The organism is Spiroplasma endosymbiont of Colias croceus, from assembly GCF_964020095.1.
In the GTDB taxonomy this organism is placed as follows: domain Bacteria; phylum Bacillota_I; class Bacilli_A; order Mycoplasmatales; family VBWQ01; genus Spiroplasma_E.
The window spans coordinates 2,310,053-2,334,229 of sequence record NZ_OZ026536.1; the positions used below are offsets into that span (position 1 = coordinate 2,310,053).

General features: G+C 24.5%; 27 protein-coding genes and 1 pseudogene. 10 read left to right on the forward strand and 18 right to left on the reverse strand.

The features are described from left to right. Positions 1 to 19: 19 nt before the first annotated feature. A protein-coding gene (locus tag AACL24_RS14580) for an IS5 family transposase (protein ID WP_339047637.1) occupies positions 20 to 849 on the forward strand; the annotation gives its coding sequence in 2 pieces (ribosomal slippage) (positions 20 to 416 and positions 416 to 849; 831 coding nt in all). 291 nt (positions 850 to 1,140) lie between these two features. Here AACL24_RS14580 and AACL24_RS14585 read toward each other — a convergent pair. The 11 genes from AACL24_RS14585 to upp form a co-directional block, all read right to left on the reverse strand. Continuing rightward, positions 1,141 to 1,371, reverse strand: a complete 231-nt coding sequence (locus AACL24_RS14585; protein ID WP_174480957.1) for a hypothetical protein — start codon at positions 1,369 to 1,371, stop codon at positions 1,141 to 1,143. A gap of 5 nt (positions 1,372 to 1,376) precedes the next feature. Further along, complete coding sequence (locus AACL24_RS14590; RefSeq protein WP_174480958.1) at positions 1,377 to 1,694, reverse strand: F0F1 ATP synthase subunit epsilon; 318 nt, start codon at positions 1,692 to 1,694, stop codon at positions 1,377 to 1,379. A 14-nt stretch (positions 1,695 to 1,708) separates the two neighbouring features. After that, on the reverse strand, positions 1,709 to 3,271 hold the full coding sequence (atpD, locus tag AACL24_RS14595) for a F0F1 ATP synthase subunit beta (RefSeq protein ID WP_339047639.1): 1,563 nt from the start codon (positions 3,269 to 3,271) through the stop codon (positions 1,709 to 1,711). 17 nt (positions 3,272 to 3,288) lie between these two features. Next, on the reverse strand, positions 3,289 to 4,140 hold the full coding sequence (gene atpG, locus AACL24_RS14600) for an ATP synthase F1 subunit gamma (RefSeq protein WP_252319364.1): 852 nt from the start codon (positions 4,138 to 4,140) through the stop codon (positions 3,289 to 3,291). A 28-nt stretch (positions 4,141 to 4,168) separates the two neighbouring features. Next, positions 4,169 to 5,752: a F0F1 ATP synthase subunit alpha gene (gene atpA / locus AACL24_RS14605; protein WP_252319362.1), complete on the reverse strand. Its 1,584-nt coding sequence runs from the start codon at positions 5,750 to 5,752 to the stop codon at positions 4,169 to 4,171. Positions 5,753 to 5,763: 11 nt separating this feature from the next. Next, positions 5,764 to 6,306, reverse strand: a complete 543-nt coding sequence (locus AACL24_RS14610) for a F0F1 ATP synthase subunit delta (protein WP_339047642.1) — start codon at positions 6,304 to 6,306, stop codon at positions 5,764 to 5,766. A gap of 12 nt (positions 6,307 to 6,318) precedes the next feature. After that, positions 6,319 to 6,846 (reverse strand): F0F1 ATP synthase subunit B, encoded by a 528-nt coding sequence (atpF, locus tag AACL24_RS14615; RefSeq protein ID WP_281749184.1) that lies wholly within the window; start codon positions 6,844 to 6,846, stop codon positions 6,319 to 6,321. A 33-nt stretch (positions 6,847 to 6,879) separates the two neighbouring features. Continuing rightward, on the reverse strand, positions 6,880 to 7,176 hold the full coding sequence (atpE, locus tag AACL24_RS14620) for an ATP synthase F0 subunit C (RefSeq protein WP_339047644.1): 297 nt from the start codon (positions 7,174 to 7,176) through the stop codon (positions 6,880 to 6,882). Positions 7,177 to 7,202: 26 nt separating this feature from the next. Further along, a complete protein-coding gene (locus AACL24_RS14625; protein WP_339047646.1) occupies positions 7,203 to 8,009 on the reverse strand; it encodes a F0F1 ATP synthase subunit A in 807 nt (268 codons plus the stop codon). Further along, the gene (locus AACL24_RS14630) at positions 8,010 to 8,162 is read right to left on the reverse strand and encodes a hypothetical protein (protein WP_338975744.1); all 153 of its coding nucleotides are present in this window, start codon (positions 8,160 to 8,162) and stop codon (positions 8,010 to 8,012) included. A 257-nt stretch (positions 8,163 to 8,419) separates the two neighbouring features. Beyond that, positions 8,420 to 9,064 (reverse strand): uracil phosphoribosyltransferase, encoded by a 645-nt coding sequence (upp, locus tag AACL24_RS14635; protein ID WP_308699596.1) that lies wholly within the window; start codon positions 9,062 to 9,064, stop codon positions 8,420 to 8,422. Positions 9,065 to 9,513: 449 nt separating this feature from the next. Here upp and AACL24_RS14640 point away from each other — a divergent pair, with 449 nt between their 5' ends. Then, complete coding sequence (locus AACL24_RS14640; RefSeq protein ID WP_339047648.1) at positions 9,514 to 9,921, forward strand: hypothetical protein; 408 nt, start codon at positions 9,514 to 9,516, stop codon at positions 9,919 to 9,921. Positions 9,922 to 9,990: 69 nt separating this feature from the next. Here the strand turns inward: AACL24_RS14640 and AACL24_RS14645 are convergent, their stop codons facing one another. The 6 genes from AACL24_RS14645 to AACL24_RS14670 all read right to left on the reverse strand — a co-directional run bounded on the left by AACL24_RS14645 (position 9,991) and on the right by AACL24_RS14670 (position 14,091). After that, positions 9,991 to 10,587 carry a hypothetical protein gene (locus AACL24_RS14645; RefSeq protein ID WP_339047650.1) on the reverse strand — a complete coding sequence of 199 codons (597 nt, stop codon included), beginning with the start codon at positions 10,585 to 10,587 and terminating at the stop codon, positions 9,991 to 9,993. Positions 10,588 to 10,669: 82 nt separating this feature from the next. Beyond that, complete coding sequence (locus tag AACL24_RS14650) at positions 10,670 to 11,368, reverse strand: hypothetical protein (RefSeq protein WP_252319349.1); 699 nt, start codon at positions 11,366 to 11,368, stop codon at positions 10,670 to 10,672. Positions 11,369 to 12,367: 999 nt separating this feature from the next. Further along, the gene (locus AACL24_RS14655; protein ID WP_339045908.1) at positions 12,368 to 12,775 is read right to left on the reverse strand and encodes a transposase family protein; all 408 of its coding nucleotides are present in this window, start codon (positions 12,773 to 12,775) and stop codon (positions 12,368 to 12,370) included. A 23-nt stretch (positions 12,776 to 12,798) separates the two neighbouring features. Further along, a complete protein-coding gene (locus AACL24_RS14660) occupies positions 12,799 to 13,014 on the reverse strand; it encodes a hypothetical protein (RefSeq protein WP_339047170.1) in 216 nt (71 codons plus the stop codon). A 223-nt stretch (positions 13,015 to 13,237) separates the two neighbouring features. Then, positions 13,238 to 13,645: a transposase family protein gene (locus AACL24_RS14665; RefSeq protein WP_339045908.1), complete on the reverse strand. Its 408-nt coding sequence runs from the start codon at positions 13,643 to 13,645 to the stop codon at positions 13,238 to 13,240. Between the two features lie 23 nt (positions 13,646 to 13,668). Further along, a complete protein-coding gene (locus tag AACL24_RS14670) occupies positions 13,669 to 14,091 on the reverse strand; it encodes a transposase family protein (protein WP_339045912.1) in 423 nt (140 codons plus the stop codon). A gap of 320 nt (positions 14,092 to 14,411) precedes the next feature. Between AACL24_RS14670 and AACL24_RS14675 the strand changes: the two genes are divergently transcribed. The 5 genes and pseudogenes from AACL24_RS14675 to AACL24_RS14695 all read left to right on the forward strand — a co-directional run bounded on the left by AACL24_RS14675 (position 14,412) and on the right by AACL24_RS14695 (position 20,750). Continuing rightward, positions 14,412 to 14,939, forward strand: a complete 528-nt coding sequence (locus AACL24_RS14675) for a PD-(D/E)XK nuclease family protein (protein WP_339047653.1) — start codon at positions 14,412 to 14,414, stop codon at positions 14,937 to 14,939. 172 nt (positions 14,940 to 15,111) lie between these two features. Then, positions 15,112 to 16,231, forward strand: a pseudogene (locus AACL24_RS14680) (IS3 family transposase). A 79-nt stretch (positions 16,232 to 16,310) separates the two neighbouring features. Then, positions 16,311 to 16,541: a hypothetical protein gene (locus AACL24_RS14685; RefSeq protein WP_339047655.1), complete on the forward strand. Its 231-nt coding sequence runs from the start codon at positions 16,311 to 16,313 to the stop codon at positions 16,539 to 16,541. A 447-nt stretch (positions 16,542 to 16,988) separates the two neighbouring features. Then, positions 16,989 to 19,373 (forward strand): preprotein translocase subunit SecA, encoded by a 2,385-nt coding sequence (secA, locus tag AACL24_RS14690; RefSeq protein WP_422398105.1) that lies wholly within the window; start codon positions 16,989 to 16,991, stop codon positions 19,371 to 19,373. A gap of 256 nt (positions 19,374 to 19,629) precedes the next feature. After that, positions 19,630 to 20,750 (forward strand): IS3 family transposase gene (locus AACL24_RS14695; protein ID WP_339047659.1). Its coding sequence is split into 2 segments (ribosomal slippage): positions 19,630 to 19,873 and positions 19,873 to 20,750, totalling 1,122 coding nucleotides; the frame shifts between segments, so codons are not numbered across the junction. Positions 20,751 to 21,024: 274 nt separating this feature from the next. On the opposite strand, the gene AACL24_RS14700 is transcribed toward AACL24_RS14695, so the two are convergent. After that, positions 21,025 to 21,854, reverse strand: a protein-coding gene (locus AACL24_RS14700; RefSeq protein WP_339047661.1) for an IS5 family transposase whose coding sequence is annotated in 2 segments (ribosomal slippage) — positions 21,025 to 21,458 and positions 21,458 to 21,854 — 831 coding nt in all. Because the reading frame shifts where the segments join, the coding sequence is not laid out codon by codon here. 156 nt (positions 21,855 to 22,010) lie between these two features. On the opposite strand from AACL24_RS14700, the gene AACL24_RS14705 reads away from it, so the two are divergent. The 3 genes from AACL24_RS14705 (at position 22,011) to AACL24_RS14715 (ending at position 24,169) form a co-directional block, all read left to right on the forward strand. Beyond that, positions 22,011 to 22,979 carry a BspA family leucine-rich repeat surface protein gene (locus AACL24_RS14705; protein WP_339047663.1) on the forward strand — a complete coding sequence of 323 codons (969 nt, stop codon included), beginning with the start codon at positions 22,011 to 22,013 and terminating at the stop codon, positions 22,977 to 22,979. A 159-nt stretch (positions 22,980 to 23,138) separates the two neighbouring features. Further along, positions 23,139 to 23,759: a viroplasmin family protein gene (locus tag AACL24_RS14710; protein ID WP_252320251.1), complete on the forward strand. Its 621-nt coding sequence runs from the start codon at positions 23,139 to 23,141 to the stop codon at positions 23,757 to 23,759. A gap of 23 nt (positions 23,760 to 23,782) precedes the next feature. Beyond that, on the forward strand, positions 23,783 to 24,169 hold the full coding sequence (locus AACL24_RS14715; RefSeq protein WP_339047665.1) for a hypothetical protein: 387 nt from the start codon (positions 23,783 to 23,785) through the stop codon (positions 24,167 to 24,169). Positions 24,170 to 24,177: the final 8 nt, after the last annotated feature.

A 24,177-nucleotide genomic window follows, 5' to 3' on the forward strand; every position in this document is an offset into this window, starting at 1 on the left:
TAAAAAAGATAGGTAATCTATGATGTTTGATAAATTAAAAACTATTAACAATCCAGAATTATTAAGATTAACTGGTATAAATGATATTATTTTTAATAAAATTCTAAAAATTTTAAAGACAGAAGAAGTAAAAAAGTTTAAAAATGGTGGTACACCTAATAAATTATCATTAGAAAATCGTTTATTAATGACTTTAGAATATTGAAGAGAGTATCGAACTTATTTTCATATTGCTAAAAGTTATGGAATTAGTGAAAGTAGTTGCTATAGGAATATCAAGTGAATAGAAAATACTTTAATAAAACATCCTGATTTTCAACAACTTGATGGGCAAAAATCACTGTTAAATAATAATTTTAAAGATAAAACAGTTATCATTGATGTGACTGAAAGTACTATTCAACGCCCAAAAAAAGTCAAAAACAATATTATTCAGGAAAAAAGAAAAAACATACAATAAAAACTCAAGTCATAATTGAAAAAGATAGTAAAAAAATTATAAGTTCTTATTTTTCTTATGGTAAAAATCATGATTTTAAAATTTTAAAAAATTCAAAAACGAAATTTTTATCAGAAACAACTATTTTAGTAGATTTAGGATATCAAGGTATACAAAACATACATAAAAATGTCTTATTACCTAAACGAAAATCAAAGAAAAACCCTTTAACTAAAGAAGAAAAGAAAAATAATAAGGCTATTTCAAAAATGAGAGTTGTTATTGAACATGTTTTTACGATTCTTAAAAAATTTAAAATTATTAGTGAAAAATATCGAAATAGAAGAAAAAAATTTGCATTAAGATTTAATTTAATAGCTTCAATTTATAATTTACAATTATTAATTTAAATATATTTGATAATTTAATATTTTATTTTTTTATTTGAAATAATAATTTTTGTTGTATTTTAATGACAAAAAATAAAACATATTTTGAACAATAATTTTTAAAAAATATTAAAAGTGTTATTAAAATAAATTTTTAAACTTAAAAAATGTGATTAATATCATAGTTTTGCAAGAAGTCTAATATATATAGGTATTATCAATAACTACTATAAATTTTAATAATATATTGTAATTAAAAAAATAGTAAGTATTTTAAAACACTTACTCTTTTTATTTTTTTAATTTTAAGTATTAATTTAAATTAAACCAAATATCTAAACCAATAAATTTAATAATTAACGTACCAATACAATAAGTAAAAACTAAAGTTGTTAACATATATAAAATTCATGATTCTTTTATTCTTTTATGATCAAGAAATTTATTAAAAGGAATTGCTTTTACAGCAAATCCGCTAGCAATAAAACTAAAAAGATAAATACTTATTTCAATTATTCATTTTATTAAATGTGAATCATGCATATTTATTAACCTCCACTAACCCTTTTAATACGCTCATCAAATACCTTTGTTTCTTGCTCTTTTAAAATTGATGTATATTCAACTTTATCACTAATAATACGAACCATATGTAAATCAGTTACCAAAAGTCCACCAGAAATCGTTAAATTACGAATTTTTTCTTTAATTTTAAATGACATTTTCGATATTTGAATATTAGCAATCAAAGGTGTATGCCATTCAAGAATACCAACATATCCTTCAGTTGTTTTAACATTAACTCACTGTACTTCTCCATCGAAAAAAATACCATCAGGAGTAATAATTTTAAGATTTAATGCCATACTATCACCTTCAATTATCTCAATTTCTTTGCCTTTTCAATTGCTTGTTCAATAGTTCCTACATATAAAAACGCTTGCTCTGGTAAATCATCACATTCACCATCTAAAATTTGTTTAAAACTATTAACAGTTTGACTAATCGGAATATAAATACCATTTAAACCCGAAAATTTTGCAGCAACATGAAATGGTTGTGAACAAAAATTACGAATTCTTCTTGCTCTAGCTACTATTTTTTTATCTTCTTCACTCAACTCATCCATTCCTAAAATACCAATGATTGGTTCTAATTCAGAAAAACGTTGAATTGTTTCAATAACTCTTTGCGCAACATCATAATGCTCCTGACCAACAATAGCAGGATCTAACATTCTTGATGAAGATTGTAAAGGATGAACAGCAGGATAAAGCCCTAAAGCAGCAATATTACGATCTAAAACAATTTTGGCATCCAAGTGAGTAAATGTTGTCGCAGGAGCTGGATCAGTTAAATCATCAGCTGGTACATATACTGCTTGTACAGATGTAATAGAACCACGTGTTGTTGATACAATACGTTCTTGTAAAGCACCCATTTCTGTCGATAATGTTGGTTGGTACCCTACTGCTGAAGGCATTCTTCCTAATAAAGCTGATACTTCACTACCAGCTTGTGTAAAACGAAATATATTATCAATAAATAATAATACATCTTGTTGTTTTTCATCACGGAAGTATTCAGCAATTGTTAAACCAGTTAATGCAACACGCATTCTAGCACCTGGTGGTTCTGACATTTGACCAAACACTAAAGCAGTTTTACTAATAACACCTGACTCTTGCATTTCATAATATAAATCATTACCCTCACGTGTTCTTTCGCCAACTCCTGAAAAGACAGAAATACCAGCATGTTCTTTAGCTATGTTATTAATTAATTCTTGAATTAAAACTGTTTTACCAACTCCAGCTCCACCGAATAAACCAATTTTTCCACCTTTAGCATAAGGTGCTAATAAATCAATGACTTTAATTCCTGTTTCTAAAATTTCAGATTTTGATTGTAATTCATCAAAACTAGGAGGTGTACGATGAATAGGATATTTTAATTTAGTTTTAAGTTCTTTACCATCATCAATGACTTCACCCAATACATTAAAAAGTCTACCCAAAACTTCTTCACCAACAGGAACACTAATTGGTATTCCTAAATCAACTGCTTCAAGACCACGTAGTAATCCTTCAGTTGGACCCATTGAAATACAACGAACACTATCATCACCAATATGTTTTGCAACTTCAACAATTAATTTTTGACCATTATTATCAATACTAATAGCATTATTTAAATTAGGTAAACTATTATCATTAAAACGAATATCAATAACTGGACCTGAAATTTGAACAATTTTTCCAATATTTCGTTTAGTTGGTAATTGTTTACTAGTTTTAACACTTTCTTTGCTATTAACTACTTTTTTAGTCACTTTTGCTTTTACTTTAGCAATAACTTTAGTGTTATCTTTTTTTAAAGAGTTTTTATCACTAACATTTTTTTCTTTAATTGTTATAGATTTTTTACTAGTTGCATTTTTCATTTTAGTTTACTCCTTTATTATGATGATTGGGCATCAGCGCCACCAATAATTTCTGAAATTTCTTGGGTAATAGCACCTTGACGGGCACGATTATAACTTACTAATAATTTATCTTTCATTTCTTTGGCATTATTTGAAGCATTTTCCATTGCTAATCTTCGTAATGCTTGCTCTGACACTTGTGATTCTACTAATGCACCATAAACAATGGCACCAACATATAAAGGAATAGCACTATTAATAACAGTATTAGCGTCTGGTTCAAAATCAGTTTGAATTAAATTACTTTCTTGATTAGTTTTAATAGAAACAATTGGTAATAAATCAATAATTGTTGGAATTGTTGTTACCGTATTTACATATTTTGTATATGCAATTTTAATAGCATCAGTTTCTTTATTATTAAACTTAGAAAGTAACAACAAAGATATCTCTTGCGAATCATTATATGATGATTGAATGTTAATTTCAGTATAAGATTGCATAATTTTACAATGATGATTAGTAAAGTATGAAACTCCTTTACTACCAATAACAACTATTTCATCTTGTGGTTGATATTGTTCTAGTACTAATTTATTTAAATTATTATTAAAACCACCACATAATCCTAAATTAGAATTAAAAACGACTCATATTGTTTTATTAATAACTTGATCTTTTGTTTTTAAATAAATTGAATTACTTAATTTAGGTATTAATTGATTGAATGTATCATAAACTTCAGAATAATAAGGTTTAATCATCTCAATTCTTTTACCTACTTTTTTTAATTTAGCTGTTGATACTAGTTGCATTGCTTTAGTAATTTTATAACTAGTATTAACAGATTTAATTTTTTGTCTAATTTGTTCCATGCTTTGAGCCATGATATTTCACCTTACCTTCCTAAATACATTATTTGAATGTTTTAATTAATGTTTCCCATTCTTCAAGACTACCATATATTTTAGGATTATAGTCATTTAGCTTATTGGTCAAATTATAAACAACCTGCATAATGCCTTGACTAATGCTCACTTGTAACTCTTCACTAAACGCTTGATCTTGCTGTAATTTTAAATAACTTTTTCGTTGTTGTTTTTGAAAATAAGTTATTACTTCCTTTTTAAAAGAATCCATCATTTCTACTGGTAATCATTTAATTGCCTTATTTTTAATTGCTAATAAAATAATTGCTTGATCAATTTGATTTAATGGCTCATTTTGTTTTTGTTTTAAAATTTCAATGGCACGTTTACCATGTTCAATAACAGCTCTAGTGTTTTCATCTAAATCAGAACCAAATTGTGAAAAAGCTTGTAATTCACGAAATTGTGCTAATTCTAATTTTAATGTTCCACCTGCTTGTTTTATTGCTTTAATTTGTGCTGATGAACCTACCCGTGAAACCGATAAACCTACATCAACTGCTGGACGAATTCCGGCATTAAATAATTCTGACATTAAAAAAATTTGACCATCAGTAATTGAAATAACATTAGTAGGAATATATGCAGAAATATCACCGGCTTGTGTTTCAATAATAGGTAAGGCAGTAATACTCCCACCACCATGTTTTTCATTTAATTTAGCTGCACGCTCTAATAAACGTGAATGAAGATAAAAAACATCTCCTGGATAAGCTTCTCTTCCTGGTGGTCGTCTTAATAATAAGGAAATAGCACGATAGGCCACTGCATGTTTACTCAAATCATCATAAACAATTAAGACATCTTTACCTTCTTCCATTCATTCTTCGGCAATAGTTACTCCTGTATAAGGAGCAATATATTGCAAAGGAGCAACTTCACTAGCAGTAGCAGCAACAATAGTTGTATACTCCATTGCCCCTAGTTGTGTTAATTTATCAACAATTTGAGCAACAGTTGAAGCTTTTTGACCAATAGCAACATAAACACAAAAGACATTTTTACCCTTTTGATTAATAATAGTATCAATAGCAATCGTTGTTTTTCCAGTTTGACGATCACCAATTATTAACTCTCGTTGACCTTTGCCAATCGGAATCATTGCATCAATTCATAATAATCCTGTTGCTAAAGGTTCTGATACAGATTTTCTAGTCATCACACCCAGCGCTATTCTTTCAATCGGTCTAGTTTTCGTAGTTTTAATTGGACCTTTACCATCAATCTTTTGCCCTAGTGCATTAACAACTCTTCCTAAAAGCATATTACCAACTGGTGTTTCAACAACATTACCTGTTCTACTAACAATATCTCCTTCTTTGATACCTGTGTCATCCCCCATTAAAGTAACACCAACAGCAGTTTCTTCTAAACTCAAAACCATACCATAAATATTACTTTTAGGAAAAAATACTAATTCACCATTAACAGCCTTATCTAAACCATGAATTAGCGCAATTCCATCACCGACAGTAACAACAATGCCTTCCTCATTAGCACTAATTTTTTTACCATAATTTTTAATTTGGCTTTTTATAATTTCTGAAATTTGATTAACGTTTAAGGACATTTGTTTTACCTCTATTCATGACTTAATAATTCTTGTTTTAATTGATCAATTTGACCTTTAACGGAACCATCAAAAACTTGATTCTGTACTTTAACTTTAATACCACCAATTAATGATTTATCAATCTTGTTAACGACTTTAATCTTATGTTTAATGACTTTCGCAATTTTCAATTTTATTTGATTTATTTGTTGGTTTGAAAGTTCTATTACTGAATAAATAATGCCATAGTTTACATCTTGATATTCATTACATAATTTGCGAAATTCTTTTAAAATGAAACGAACACACTGGAAATGATGTTCATCAATCAACAAAAAGAAAAAATTTAACATATATGGTTCAATATGATTTTTAAAAGTTTCACTAATAATTTGTTTACGTGTTTCAATAGTTATATTACTACTACTAGTAATATCAATAAATTCTGGATAAGTAGTAAAAATATCAATTAATTTATTACTTTCTTCAGCAAATTGAGTAATTTTTTTTATTTCTCTTGCTAATTGAAAAAGACCATTACTTCATTGATTAGCTAATCCTTCATCTATCATTTAACTTCACCACTATTCCAAATTCTTAATAAAATCAGTAATTAATTGTTCATGTTTTTTAGCATTCATTTCAGCACCAATAATTTTTTTAGCTGCTTCTAATGCTACTACTTTGATTTCTTCGTTAATCTTTGCTTCTGCCTCTTTACGAGCACGAACTAAATCACGATTTGATTGATTGGTAATACGCATACTCTCTTCTTGCGCTTTATCAATAATTTGTTTACGCTTATTGTAACCATCATTTTGTGCATTAGCAATAATTTCCTGAGCTTCAATTTTAGCAGCTTTTAATATTTGACTAGCTTCACCACGATCTTGATTAGCTAATGATTGCTTGCAAGCAGCATCATCAAGTTTTTCTTTAATTACTAAATGTCGCGAATGTAAAGCCTTACGAAACGGAGCATAAACTCATCTTCAAAGTACCATTAATAAAATTAATGTTGCAAAAATATGAGCAATAAAAACAGGAAGATTGGGAAATAATTGATTAACAATATCATCACCTGATACTAAATCATTGAAATTAAAATTCATAAAATCACCTACTTTTTAATATTTTTTAATACCTTATGATGCTCCAAATATTAAAATTAGAGAAACAACTAATCCATAAATAGCACCTGATTCAGCAATAGCTGCACCAATAACAAATTGTGTTCTAATTTTAGATTCTACTTCAGGATTACGAGCAACCGCTTCAACAGCTTTACCGGCAGCAAAACCTTGACCAATTCCACTTCCTGCACAAGAAATAGTTGAAATTCCAGCTCCAACAAACTTTAAACTCACTAAAGAATTAGGATCGGTTGCTAAATGATTAAAAAAATGAAAGACATGTGTCATTACTGTTGTTAATAGTTCCATAATAAATAAATTCTCCTTTTTGTGTTTTATTTTTTTTCCATAATTGAACGTTCGGTATAAATTTCTTCTTCATGATTTATTGCTTGTTGTTTACGAAGTTTTCTTGGTAATTTAATAGTAAGTTCTCACTTATGAGAACTTCCTTCTTCCATTTGTAACTTCCAATAAACAAGAGTTAAGGTGCCAAAAATTAAGGCTTGAATACTTCCAGCAAATAAATCAAAATAAATATGTAAGAATGGTCCAATTACACCAATTAATAAATTCATCTGACCAATAATTGGGATATTACTTCAAATATTAGAAGTTACCCCATAAAGCATTGCCAAAATAATACTTCCACCTAAAATATTACCAAATAAACGAAAAGATAAAGAAATCAAAGGTGCAAATTGAGTAATTAATTCTAGAGGGTTAATAATAAATTTTTTAAAAAATAAAAGTTTCTGAAATTTAATAGCAATATAATATATTCCAATAAAAGTAACTAATGCCATTGATAAAGTAACAGTATACATTGATGACTGTGGTTCAAGACCAATAATCGATAATCAATTACCAATTAAAATATAACCCATTACATATAACAAATAAACTGTCAGGTTTTTATACTTTACGCCAAGAACATCAACAACAATTTTTTCAACTGATTTAATTATTAATTCAACAACTAAAACAATACCTCTTGGATCTTCATCAGGCTTCATTCGTTTTACTTTATAATAATAAATATAACTAATAACACTGATAAAGACTGTTGTTATCAAAATTGTTATCAATTGTGGCATAATTTGTAAATAATTCCAACTTTCCAATACAGCTAAAGTTTCCATTTAAATTCCTTCTTTTAAGTTATTTTTTTGATATACACATAATGTTGCAGTAATAGTAGCAACCATTAATATTGACATTCCGGCAATTATAGTAAAAATATTAGCAAAGTTAAAGAAAATATTCAAAACTATAATTGAACCATAAATTAACATTCTTAATAAGAATCCAAAATATGCTAAGGTTTGTTTTAAATGTATTCCGCTGGTTAATCATTTTGACGATAAATATAAAAAGCATAACCCAATCATACTTCCTATAAAACCAATATTAAATCCAGCAATTAATAACCAATGGTTTGTATTAATTATAACAGTTATAATTAATCCTACATTAATTAATAATCAGTAGCATAAAATTGTAAAAACTATTGAAAGAAAAAGGTTATTTCTAATTTTTTCCATTAAAATATTTATTTAGTTCCAAAAATTCGATCACCAGCATCACCCAATCCAGGTACAATATAACCATCATCATTTAATTCTTTATCCAACGCTGCTAAAAAAATCTTAACATCAGGATGATTATGATTAATTTTCTTAATAGCTACTGGTGCTCCTACAATGGAAACTAAAGTAATATTTTTAAAACCTACTTTTTTTAATTCTTTAATAGCAGCGTCAGCAGTACCACCAGTAGCAAGCATTGGATCTAAGATAAATACTAATGCATCACTTATATTTTTAATATTTTTGGGATATTTAAAAAAATATTTTTGTGGTTTTAAAGTTTCTTCATCACGATAAAGACCAACATGACTAATAATTGCATTAGGTACTACATACTCAAATCCATTTGTCATCCCTAATCCTGCTCTTAAAATCGGAGAAAGAATGATTGTCTTGGTTAATGTTTTACCAATAACTTTAGTAATGGGTGTTTCAACTTCAATTTCATCAAGAGGAATATCTTTAAATACTTCATAAGCCATTAACGTTGCAATTTCGCTTAAATTCTCTTTGAAATCTTTTTTTTGGGTTAAGTGATTTCTAATTCTTGTTAATTTATCTTGTATTAAAGGATGATTAACAATAAACAGATTTTTACTACTTTCCACTAAAAACACTCCTTTATCTTTAATGCGTATATTTTCAATAATTTAAAATATATACTAATATGAAATTTTACGCCTTTTAATTTATAAATCAATAAAATAACAATAAAAATAACGAAAAAAGATAAAAGATTTATTCAAAAATTATTTTTTTAATTGTTAATAACATTCTTATAGTTCAAAATTAACTAAATAAAAATATAATTTATAAATTTTATTTTAATAACTTTGTTTTTATTTTAAAAAATTATAATCTAAAATATAAATTTAATAAATTTCTTTTATTGATATAGAAAATTATATATTTACAATAAACTATTAATAGTAATTTTTGTCTTATTTTTATCAAAAAAAATCTTATGTTAAAATTAAAAGATAAAACTTCATACAAGTTTTTAAACTATTATTTTAATTTTAAAATAAATAGTTTTTTTATTTTGAAAGGAGAAAAAATGAAAAAAATTCAAAAATACTTTACATATACAAGTGGAATATTAGGTGGTAGTGCAGCACTAAGTGGCATAAGTTATTTTTATTATGATTTAATTTCAAAAAATAAGGAAGCTTTACATGATCCAGAAGCAGGAATGGCACTCTTTGGAATAATGGTTAGTATAACAGGTTCAACTTTTATTGGAGCATTTTTAGGTTCTAAACTAGGGTATGGAATTAGCACTTCCATTTCAAATATTTATGATAAATGTTTTACAACAAATATTTATGATATTAATGTTGAAAGTAATAACGAACAACAAATATCTGAAAGAACTCCATTATTAAGAAATAACGATATAACAAGTATTAATGGTGAACAATTACCAATAATTAATCAAAATCATTGTCAATTAACTTTTTCATAAACTTAATAAAAATAAATGTTGGTAATTTACTAACATTTTTTATTTATTATTAAATAACAATAAAAAAAGTTACTGTTTAACACCCATTTTTTTCATTTCTTCATATAACCTATTATTATTTCTATTATTTCATGTACCAAATTGATGATTAAAAGAAGTAAGCAAAGGATAAGAAAACCCAAGTTCCACTAATTTTTTAATACATTTAAAATAATCTTCTTTTAATGGTAAAACAACTTCAGTAACTTTCTGTTTTCATGGTTGTTTATATTGAATACCACTATAAATATCATTTAATTCAGGAACAATAAAAGCATAAATTCCACCAACACCAACTTCCATAAAATTATGTTTATTTGAATGAGGATATTCAAAAATTTTAATATGCAAAACCAAATGTTCTAATAAATTACAATAAACTAATCGATCAGCATATTGATAGGCAAATGGTGACTTTTGAGCTCATTTGGGAGTAGATAACAAAATTGCTTTATCTTCATCAATATGATGAATATATAAACCTTCTTTTCCCCTTGTTATTCCTTGTGATTTCTTAGACATTGTTGCATCTGAAAAATAATTTTTTGAAATACATCCATATTTATTTTTTAAAAAATTACAAACATTTTCATAATTCATTGTTAATAATTTTTCTACTTCTGACATGCTTACCCCATACTATACTACTTTATTTTTATGATAATAATGAAAATCAAGTTTTCTTTTTTATTACCCAAAATAATATAAATTAATCTTTAACAAAAGCTAAGACAAAACTAAAACTACCATGTAATAAAAAATGATAATCATCTTCAATAGCATTAACATTAATATGAACATCATCAAATGTTTTAATAGATTCTGATAAAGTATGACCTTCTACATTAACAATATAGTCACTATCTTGTTTTGCTGTTGGAACAATAGCATTAATTTTACTTTCAATTAATGATAAACAACGTAAAGCAATTGCTTCACCAAAAGTAGTGGTATTAATTTTAATTTTTTCTTCTTGCTTATCAATATTAACATTACTAATGTCTTTAGCTTTTGATACTAATTTTACACAAGCATTAAAACTACCTTTTAAAAAATTACTATTATTTGAAGCAGATACATTAACAGCAAGTGATTCAAATTTATCAATTTTAGCATACATATCATTATGATTAACAATTGTTATTTTATAATCGGTTCCATTTTCTGGTTTTTTTCCTTCTGGAACTAATTTATTAATTTCAGTTTGTACTTTAGTTTTAAATTTAATTAAAGCTGTATTATAAATATCTTTATTTAATTCAACAGGAGCATTAGTAACTTCCATATTAATATTACTAATATCAACATATTTTTGATTTGCATCATTTACCTTATCACATGCAATAAGTGGTAAAGAAATAATGCTCGTTAAAAACATCGCTTTAAATACTTTTAATATTTTTCTCATAGTTTTTCACCTATTATTCTCTCGAAAAAACTAATCTTCTTAGTTTTAAGTTTATATTTCTTAATTATTTTTGATTATTAACTTATTATTATTTTGTTTTCTTGAATATTTTTTATAACTATTTGTTCCAATAAAAATATAGTAAATTAAAATATTAATAGAACCTATTAATACTGATACTAAACCAAAATATAACAATAGGCTAACTTTAAAAGAAGAAAAAGAAAATATAATTCCTAAAGTAATTAAAAAAAAACCAGTAAATTGAATAAACTTTCAAGTATTAAATTTAAAGTGTTTTTTTGCCATAATTTTGCTCCTAATAATATATTTTGTATAATTATATCATTTTCACAAAAAAAGCAAAATTTTTAATTATTAAGGGCGCATAAAGTTGATGGATAGTTTTATAAATAATAAGAACGATAGAAATATCGTTCTTATTTATTATTAGCACCTTTAAATATCTAATAACACGCTGTGACCATGTTAGGAGAAAGTTAATAATAAAAATTTATATTTATAAAACTTCATAACACTGTCGTAATAAAAATAAATGGACATGTCTTTAGGGCATTTATTATATCAGGATAAAAGGGATACTAACCTTTAGCAAGTTAACTATTCAGTCTGTATTTGGCTAAAACGGGAAATGATTATATGTGAGATTAATTTCAAAGCATCATATCTTAACTGTCGGGATGTCCGAAAAACTATAATTCCTTAATTAAAATGGTTCACAAGGGGCGGATGAGTGAAAGAAATAATTATAGTGCTACTTTTCTAAGGAACATACTGGACATATTCCGTAATTAAATTTAATTAATTGTCAATAAAATTGTTTTAAAACTATTTAGTGTTATTGAATATAGAAATAAATATTTTTTGAAAAAATAGTTTAAAAAATGAGTTTACATTTTAAACAAAAAATTGTTAATAATATTTTTATATTAACTCGATAAAAATTTAAATTTTAAAAAAATATTTTTAATATTTTTTTTATTTTAATGGTTTTATTTTATTAAAAATTTCACAAAGTAAGTTAAATCTTAAGTACATAAGTCTAAATTTAGATTTTCTACATTTATTTACTAAAATTTTGAATCTTTTCAATCAAGCAAAGACATGTTCAACTTTAATTCTAATTTTAGATACAATCTTATTGTATTTTCTTTCTTGTTTAGTTAATTTTTTATTTTTAGTTCTTTTAATTGGTATTATTGTATTTTTATAAATATTTTGTATACCTTGATATCCTAAATCACCAATAATTATTGTTTTTTCTGAAAATTCAAGATTTGAATTTTTTAATATTTGAAAATCATGCACTTTACCATTATCAGCAAAAATATCAACAATTTTTTTATTAAAAAAATCATATACAATTTGAAATTTTATAGAATACATTCAACTTTTACCAGAAAAATATTCTAACTGTAGTTTTTTTTAGTTGGTCTTTCAATTTCAATCTCAGTTGAATCAATTAAATAAAATTGAAATTCATTTGAATTTTCTTGTTTTTTATCAATTTTTAATTTATATCTTTCTTTTAAAAATTGGTAATCTTTGTGGTTACTAAGTTTATTTTCTACTCAAGTAATATTTCGAAAACAACTTGATGGGCTCATTTTAGATTTAATACTCATTTGAAAAGAATATTATACTTTGGACATATTCCGTAATTAAATTTAATTAATTGTCAATAAAATTGTTTTAAAACTATTTAGTGTTATTGAATATAGAAATAAATATTTTTTGAAAAAATAGTTTAAAAAATGAGTTTACATTTTAAACAAAAAATTGTTAATAATATTTTTATATTAACTCGATAAAAATTTAAATTTTAAAAAAATATTTTTAATATTTTTTTTATTTTAATGGTTTTATTTTATTAAAAATTTCACAAAGTAAGTTAAATCTTAAGTACATAAGTCTAAATTTAGATTTTCTACATTTATTTACTAAAATTTTGAATCTTTTCAATCAAGCAAAGACATGTTCAACTTTAATTCTAATTTTAGATACAATCTTATTGTATTTTCTTTCTTGTTTAGTTAATTTTTTATTTTTAGTTCTTTTAATTGGTATTATTGTATTTTTATAAATATTTTGTATACCTTGATATCCTAAATCACCAATAATTATTGTTTTTTCTGAAAATTCAAGATTTGAATTTTTTAATATTTGAAAATCATGCACTTTACCATTATCAGCAAAAATATCAACAATTTTTTTATTAAAAAAATCATATACAATTTGAAATTTTATAGAATACATTCAACTTTTACCAGAAAAATATTCTAACTGTAGTTTTTTTTAGTTGGTCTTTCAATTTCAATCTCAGTTGAATCAATTAAATAAAATTGAAATTCATTTGAATTTTCTTGTTTTTTATCAATTTTTAATTTATATCTTTCTTTTAAAAATTGGTAATCTTTGTGGTTACTAAGTTTATTTTCTACTCAAGTAATATTTCGAAAACAACTTGATGGGCTCATTTTAGATTTAATACTCATTTGAAAAAAAGTATAATATTCTTTTCAGTATAATAAAGTCATCATTAATCTTTCTTCTACTGAAAGTTTATTTTTTCGACCTTTATTTTTTTCTAATTTTTCTATTTCAATTAATTTTTCTAACATTTCATTAAAATGAAAACGTTTTATACCAAAATATCTATAAAATTCTTCATTTTTTAATTTTTTTAAATTTTCAAAAATCATTTTTATCAACACTTTTCTAAATTTATTGTTAATAACAAAATTATAAAATAAATTTTAAAATTATTAATTGACTTTTAAAAAATTTAATTACGGAATATGTCTTTAATAATTCTGGATTGTTAATAGTTTTTAATTTATCAAACATCATAGATTACCTATCTTTTTTATTTTTAATTTTATTTTAAAAATTTAATTTTTAATAGATAGGTTTTGCAAGAAGTCTAATGTATATTTAACTGAAAATGAATTTAAAAAAGTAAAAGAATTTTGTGAAATTAAAAATATAAAAATATCTGCTTTAGTTAGAAAATTACTTAATAATGTCATTGATTTTTAAAAAAGATACACATCAATATTTTTTAAATAATAAAGAATTATTTTCAGTTTCTAAAATACTTGATAATTATTTAGGTTCAAATTATGACAAAATTCCAAAAGCAAAATTAGAAAAAGCAATTATTAGAGGTAATTGTGTACATAAAGTAGCAGAATTATATTTTAAATATAAAAATAATCAAAATGTAGTAAATGAAATAAAAACAAAAATTAAAAATAAATCAGTATTTACTGAAAAAATACTTGAATATTGTTTTACATTATTAGATTTTTTAGAACAAAAATTTAAAAAAGATAAAGAATATTATATTAGTGAACAAATATATTATGCAGATATTGTTGCTGGAACACCAGATTTAATATTTAAAACTGAATTAGATTTATATTCAATTATTGATTTTAAAACTTATAAAGTAATGACAAAAGAATTAAAAGAAAAAGCAACATTACAATTAACTGCATATTATTGATTATTAAAACAAAATGGATTTAAGTTAACTAATACACATTAGACTTCTTGCAAAACCTATCTATTAAAAATTTAATTTTTAAAATAAAATTAAAAATAAAAAAGATAGGTAATCTATGATGTTTGATAAATTAAAAACTGGATGGGTTACAATTTATTGGACACTAATTACGTAGACAAGTAAACAAATTTGTTAAAAGAAAGGAACTATAATTATGGCCAATATTAACTCATATACCGATGAATTTAAAAAACAAATAGTAGCTTTATATCAAAGTGGCAAATCAGTATCTTGCCTTGCTAAAGAATATAATGTTACAAGAGCAGCTACTTACAATTGAATTAAGCAATTTAGTAATTCAGGAAGTTTTAAAACTAAAGATAATCGTTCTTTTGAAGAAAATGAATTAATTAAATTAAGAAAAGAATTAAAGCAATTACGAATGGAAAATGATATTTTAAAGCAAGCAGCACTAATAATAGGCAGAAAATAGAAATTATTGTCAAAAATAAAGCTAAATATAAAATTCGCACAATGTGTCGTTTTTTAAAAATATCTAAATCAACATATTATTTTAATTTAAAGAAAAAAGAAAATAAAATCAAAAATAATATTTATGATGAAGCTGTTATTAGTCCTTTTAAAGAAAATAAAGAAGTTTATGGTACTAGAAGATTAAAAAAAATTCTAGAAAACCAAGAAATTTATTTATCGCGCAGAAAAATTAAAAAAATTATGAATGAACATAATTTAATATCAAAATATACTAAATTATCATTCAAAAATCATAATAACAAAGTTAACGATAGTCAAATAACTAATCTTGTTAATAGAAAATTTAAGAATAGGATTAAAAATGAAGTTATTGTTAGTGATTTAACTTATGTACAAGTTAATGGTAGGTGAAACTATATTTGCCTATTAATAGACCTATTTAACCGCGAAATTATCGGACATAGTGTTGGAGTTAAAAAAGATGCATCATAGTACATCAAGCATTTATGCAATCAAATCGCTGTTTAAAAGATATTCAAATATTTCATAGTGATCGCGGTAATGAATTTAACAATAAAATTATTGATAAACTTTTACTAGCATTCAACATTAACCGTTCTTTAAGTAAAAAAGGTTGTCCTTATGATAATGCTGTTGCTGAAGCAACTTTTAAAACTTTTAAAACCGAATTTATTAATGATAAAAATTTTACATCATTAATCCAATTAAAATTAGAATTATTTGATTACATCAATTGATATAACAATATAAGAATTCACAGCACTTTAAACTACTTAACTCCAGTTAAATATCAACAACAAATGTTTACCAAAAAATAGTCCTAAAAAGTGTTGCCATTCCACATTTACAGAACAACAAATTCCATACTTTACAAAAGAGCAGATTCAAGAGTTGACAATGGAACAGATTCAATCTTTAATAGGCCAACAAATTCAATCGTTTACAAAGGAGCAAATTCCATTTTTTACAGATATGCAAATTCAATGGTTTAGAGCTGACCAACGTAAATTTTTTAAAGTAATAAGAATTCCAATTATTAATAAACTAAAAACTAGTTCATTAATAATTAAAGAAAATCAAATTTTTGTAGAAGAGAAAATTAGAAAAAAAGTAATCAATGAAGTTTAAAAAAAATTTGATTTTTAGTTATTAGTTTTTTTTTCACAACAACTTCAATATTTAGTTTATTTTATATTTTTAAAAAAATAAAAATCAACTTAGAAAAAAAATCAAATTAAAAAAAGAAGAAGATAATTTTAATGAAAATAGTTTAAATAAAATGTTAGAATCTAAAATTAATTTTATTGAACTTACAAAATCAGAAATTAACAAGGAATCTTTTAATAAAAGTAATATTAAATCATATAATAGTCAAGTTTTTTATAGTAATTAAAATAATTATAGTAAATTATTTTTTCTAACTTCGAAGAGAAAGAAAAAAATATAATATAAATACAATTTTTTTTGGGTACTAAGTTTTCTAAGTTTTTTTATGTTAAAATAATAAAGATTTTATTACTTTACAAGTAATAATAAGTATAAGTAATAATAAAGAAAAAAATGGTGATTTACTTTATGTGAGATCGTAAAATTTTACGAAAAATTAATAAACAAGTTAAGGCAATAATTAGCCTTGATGAAACAATAAGAAAAATTAAAGATGAAGAATTAGCAAATAAAACAGTTGAATTCAGAACCAGATTGGCAGAAGGTGAGACTTTAGATGATATTTTAGTTGAAGCTTTTGCGACAATTAGAGAAGCAGCAAGAAGAATTAGTGGATTACATCCATATCCTGTTCAATTAATTGGTGGTATTGTTCTTCATAATGGTGATGTTGCTGAAATGCGAACTGGTGAAGGAAAAACTTTAACTGCCGTGATGCCAATTTATCTAAATGCTTTAAGTAGTAAAGGTGTTCATGTTATTACTGTTAATGAATATTTAGCGGCAAGAGATGCTGAATTAAATCGACCAATTTTAGAATTTTTGGGAATTACTATTGGTGTTAGTCTTCGTGATCATTCTACTAATCAAAAACGTGAAGCGTATTTAAAAGATGTTACATATACAACTAATTCGGAATTAGGCTTTGATTATTTGCGTGATAATATGGTTAAGGTTTATCCAGAAAAAGTTCAACGTCAGCTTAATTATGCTATCATTGATGAGGCGGACTCTGTTTTAATTGATGAATCAAGAACACCTTTAATTATTTCTGGTGGTTCAAAAAATCGTACGCCTTTATATCAAGCATCAGATGTTTTTGCAAAAACTTTAATACCTGAAGATTATAAAATTGATTGAGAATCACGCCAAATTGCATTAACAGTAACGGGTGTTAATAAAGCTCAAAAACAGTTTAATTTAAAAAATTTATTTGATATTGATAACTCGGAATTATTTCATCATATTCAAAATGCACTTCGTGCTAATCATGTTTTCAAATTAGATGTAGAATATGTTGTTAAAGATGGTGAAATTGTGCTAGTTGATCAGTTTACTGGTAGATTAATGCCTGGTAGAGTATATAGTGATGGACTTCATCAAGCTTTACAGGCTAAAGAAAATGTTACAATTCAACAAGAAACAACAACAGTAGCTACTATTACTTATCAAAACTTTTTCCGTTTATATAATAAATTAAGTGGTATGACAGGAACTGCTAAAACCGAAGAAGAAGAATTTGTAAAAATTTATAATATGAGAGTAATTAAGATTCCTACTAATAAACCAATTATTCGAGAAGATAAACCCGATCATGTTTTTGCTTCATTAAATGCTAAATTTAAATCTTTAATTGCAGAAGTTAAAGAACGACATACTAAAGGACAACCAATTTTGATTGGTACTGCTAATGTTGATGTATCAGAACGAATTGCTAATATGTTAACTTTGGAAGGAATTAAGCACGAGATTTTAAATGCTAAAAATCATGCTCGTGAAGCTGATATTATTGCTAGAGCTGGTGAAAAAGGATCAATTACTTTAGCAACTAATATGGCAGGACGTGGAACTGATATTAAACTTGGTAAGGGTGTTATTGAACTTGGTGGCCTTGCTGTATTAGGTACTGAAAGAAACGAAGCACGAAGAATTGATAATCAATTACGTGGAAGAGCCGGAAGACAAGGTGATCCTGGATTTTCACGATTTTATGTTTCGATTGAAGATGATTTGATGTTACGTTTTGGTGGTGAAAAATTAAAAAAAGCTTTTGCAAGTTTAGGTGAAGACTATATTAGATCAAAAATGTTAACTAGATCAATTACTAGAGCACAACAAAAAATTGAAGGTATGAATTTTGATGCACGAAAAAACTTATTAGATTATGATAATGTTATTGCTCAGCATCGTGAAGCTACATATCATCAACGTGATAATATTTTACTTGCTGATGATTTATTAGATTTAATCAAAAATATGCACAGAACAGTAGCACGTGATTTACTAAATATTTTTAATAAAGTTGTTGGTAGAGAACAGTTTATTGATTATGATGAATTAGTTAAAGGTATTGAAAATAAATTAATTAAGCCTAATGATTTAATAGCAGAAAAGTTAAATCGATTAAGTACTGAAGAAAATATTGATTTAATTGTTGAAAAATCTTATAATTTTTATCTTGAAAAAAGAGAAAAATTAAATGATGTTATTATAAAACAAATTGAAAATAGTGTTGTTTTACAAACTTTTGATCAATATTGAACTAATCACATTGATGCTTTAAGTAAACTGCGTGCAGGAATTCATTTGCGTGGTTATGCGCAGTTAAATCCCTTACAAGCTTATATTGAGGAAGCTTCAAAATTATTTAATCGTATGAAAATCAATGTTGCTCATCAAGTTATTATTATGTTACATAGCATTGATCCAGAACAACATCAGGTCCGTGGTGGTCAAGATGTATTGGATACAGTATTAGCAAGTAATGTTGAAACTAAAACTAAAATTGGATAATTAATCTTTATTTAAAAAACTAAGTATTAAAATACTTAGTTTTTTAAATATGTTTTTTTTATTCTATTTGATTTTTCTGGACGGTTGTCAAAGGACGTATGAGATTAACCCTTAGAATTATGAGTAACATTAACAATATAACTGCAAATTCTATGATTTGTTAATTTAATTATAACATATTGGATGGGTTACAATTTATTGGACACTAATTACGTAGACAAGTAAACAAATTTGTTAAAAGAAAGGAACTATAATTATGGCCAATATTAACTCATATACCGATGAATTTAAAAAACAAATAGTAGCTTTATATCAAAGTGGCAAATCAGTATCTTGCCTTGCTAAAGAATATAATGTTACAAGAGCAGCTACTTACAATTGAATTAAGCAATTTAGTAATTCAGGAAGTTTTAAAACTAAAGATAATCGTTCTTTTGAAGAAAATGAATTAATTAAATTAAGAAAAGAATTAAAGCAATTACGAATGGAAAATGATATTTTAAAGCAAGCAGCACTAATAATAGGCAGAAAATAGAAATTATTGTCAAAAATAAAGCTAAATATAAAATTCGCACAATGTGTCGTTTTTTAAAAATATCTAAATCAACATATTATTTTAATTTAAAGAAAAAAGAAAATAAAATCAAAAATAATATTTATGATGAAGCTGTTATTAGTGCTTTTAAAGAAAATAAAGAAGTTTATGGTACTAGAAGATTAAAAAAAATTCTAGAAAACCAAGAAATTTATTTATCCCGCAGAAAAATTAAAAAAATTATGAATGAACATAATTTAATATCAAAATATACTAAATTATCATTCAAAAATCATAATAACAAAGTTAACGATAGTCAAATAACTAATCTTGTTAATAGAAAATTTAAGAATAGGATTAAAAATGAAGTTATTGTTAGTGATTTAACTTATGTACAAGTTAATGGTAGGTGAAACTATATTTGCCTATTAATAGACCTATTTAACCGCGAAATTATCGGACATAGTGTTGGAGTTAAAAAAGATGCATCATTAGTACATCAAGCATTTATGCAATCAAATCGCTGTTTAAAAGATATTCAAATATTTCATAGTGATCGCGGTAATGAATTTAACAATAAAATTATTGATAAACTTTTACTAGCATTCAACATTAACCGTTCTTTAAGTAAAAAAGATTGTCCTTATGATAATGCTGTTGCTGAAGCAACTTTTAAAACTTTTAAAACCGAATTTATTAATGATAAAAATTTTACATCATTAATCCAATTAAAATTAGAATTATTTGATTACATCAATTGATATAACAATATAAGAATTCACAGCACTTTAAACTACTTAACTCCAGTTAAATATCAACAACAAATGTTTACCAAAAAATAGTCCTAAAAAGTGTTGCCATTCCATTGATAAACAAATAATTTTAATAAATTTATTAATACATCAAGAAAAAAAATATAGAAAGGAAAGTAAATAATAGACTTCTTGCAAAACTATGATATTAATCACATTTTTTAAGTTTAAAAATTTATTTTAATAACACTTTTAATATTTTTTAAAAATTATTGTTCAAAATATGTTTTATTTTTTGTCATTAAAATACAACAAAAATTATTATTTCAAATAAAAAAATAAAATATTAAATTATCAAATATATTTAAATTAATAATTGTAAATTATAAATTGAAGCTATTAAATTAAATCTTAATGCAAATTTTTTTCTTCTATTTCGATATTTTTCACTAATAATTTTAAATTTTTTAAGAATCGCAAAAACATGTTCAATAACAACTCTCATTTTTGAAATAGCCTTATTATTTTTCTTTTCTTCTTTAGTTAAAGGGTTTTTCTTTGATTTTCGTTTAGGTAATAAGACATTTTTATGTATGTTTTGTATACCTTGATATCCTAAATCTACTAAAATAGTTGTTTCTGATAAAAATTTCGTTTTTGAATTTTTTAAAATTTTAAAATCATGATTTTTACCATAAGAAAAATAAGAACTTATAATTTTTTTACTATCTTTTTCAATTATGACTTGAGTTTTTATTGTATGTTTTTTCTTTTTTCTTGAATAATATTGTTTTTGACTTTTTTTGGGCGTTGAATAGTACTTTCAGTCACATCAATGATAACTGTTTTATCTTTAAAATTATTATTTAACAGTGATTTTTGCCCATCAAGTTGTTGAAAATCAGGATGTTTTATTAAAGTATTTTCTATTCACTTGATATTCCTATAGCAACTACTTTCACTAATTCCATAACTTTTAGCAATATGAAAATAAGTTCGATACTCTCTTCAATATTCTAAAGTCATTAATAAACGATTTTCTAATGATAATTTATTAGGTGTACCACCATTTTTAAACTTTTTTACTTCTTCTGTCTTTAAAATTTCTAGAATTTTATTAAAAATAATATCATTTATACCAGTTAATCTTAATAATTCTGGATTATTAATAGTTTTTAATTTATCAAACATCATAGATTACCTATCTTTTTTATTTTTAATTTTATTTTAAAAATTAAATTTTTAATAGATAGGTTTTGCAAGAAGTCTATTTTTTTAAAAAATACTAAAATATATTTATCTTCTTAAATTTTAAGAAGTTATTGGAGAAAACTTGGAGGGTGATTAATTATGAAATCATTATTAACAACATTAAGTATTTTAGCAATTACGGGTAATTTAACTAATGTTATCTTAAATACAAGTTCACAAAAAATTCAATTTTTAGATAATAAAATTCAGCAAGATACAATTTACATTGACAAAGATGGAAAACAAGTGAAAACGAGTGAAGTAGATTTATCAAATATAAATAGCAAAGAGGTTATTCAAATTGGATTTTTTCAAAATCGAGAAGGAATAATTCAAGTTGTTAAAATGCCAGTAACAATAGAAAAAGTATCTGATCATTTACCATCAGAAATTAGATCTTTGAAAAATATGTTTATGGATGCAAGAGCATTTAATCAAGATATTTCAAAATGAAATACATCAAATGTAGTAGATATGAGTTATATGTTTAGTAATGCTTCATCATTTAATCAAAATCTATCAAGTTGAAATATTGCACACGTAACAAATATGAGTTCAATGTTTGCTGGAGCAAAAAAATTTAATCAAGATATTTCAAACTGAGATGTAGTTAATGTAACAACTATGCATGCAATGTTTTATGATGCTTTATCATTTAATCAAAATTTATCTTGAAATATAATTAATGTGAGAGATATGAGTTCAATGTTTTATGGTGCTTCGTTATTTAATGGTAATATTACAAATTTACTCTATGATAATAATGTAACAAATATGAATAATATGTTTCGAAATTGTTTATCATTTAATCAAGATATTTCAAAATGAATTGTAAATGATGTTACAAGCATGCGTTGTATGTTTGCTGGAGCAGTGGCATTTAATCAAGATATTTCGAAGTGAGATACTTCAAAAGTGGTGGATATGGGTTATATGTTTTATAAAGCTTCGTTATTTAATAAAGACTTATCAAAATGAAATGTAAATGAAGTATTATGACATGGATGATTTGCTAAAAATTCAGGGTTTGAAAATGATCCTAACAAATGACCCAAATTTAAAAATTAAAATTTTAAAATAATAAATATTTTTTTGTGCCATTTTATTTAATTAGTAAAGTCACTTGCTAATTAGCATTAGCAATATTTTTGCTTTTAGTTGTAATTTTAATTAGATAAAATTTAATATTATTGTAAAATTAAAATAAACAATAGAGGAGTCATAATTATGGCAAGTAAATTTTATGCAGTAAAAAAAGGTAGAGTCATTGGAATATTTGAAAACTGGAATGAATGTGAAACACAAATTAGAGGTTATGCTGGTGCTCAGTATAAAAAATTTGCAACTAAAAAAGAAGCTCAAGATTATTTAGATGATAAAATTCAAATAAAATCTGAAAATCAGTATAAATATGAAGTAATAGCATATACTGATGGTAGTTTTAAAGAAGAAATTAATCAATTTTCTTATGGACTTGTTTTCTTAAATAATGGCAAAAAAGATATATTTTATGAAAAATTTGATGATGAAAATTGAGCAAAATTAAGAAATGTTGCTGGAGAAATAATGGGTGCACAAAAGGCAATGCAGTTAGCTTTGGAAAATAATATAAAATCAATTTTAATTTGTCATGATTATGTTGGAATTAGTAAATGATGTACTGGTGAATGAAAAACTACTAAAGTAGAAACAAAGGCATATAAAGCATTTTATGATAAAATAGCAAAAGATGTTAATGTTTATTTTAAATGAGTTAAAGGTCATAGTGGTAATATATATAATGATGAAGCAGATGCTCTTGCTTGAAAAGCATTTAATTTAAAAAAAATGTCTAAACCAATAATTTAAATGTTAAAAAGGTGGTAAATAACATGATTAATAAAAAAATAATATTATCAACTTGTTTAGGACATATTATTGGAGGTAGTTTGTTTACTCTTTCTGATCTATATCAAAAAAGAGAACAAAATATTCTTGAATTTGATATTACTTCAGCTATAACAGTGCTTTCAGGATGTTTTACTGGTGCTCTTTTTGGTTTTATTTCAGGTCTTTTTTGTTGTTTAAATGATGAAGAAGATAATGGTGATTATAGAGAATTTTTTGAAAGTCAACAAATCATTGATAACACTCATTCTTTTCAATCTTCAAACGAATTTGCGCCTTTATTGCAAGAATATATTCTTGAAATTAATGATGAACAATTCATTCTTAATAATAATGCAGATCTTGTTTTTAATCCTCGTTTAGTTTATTAAATATAATA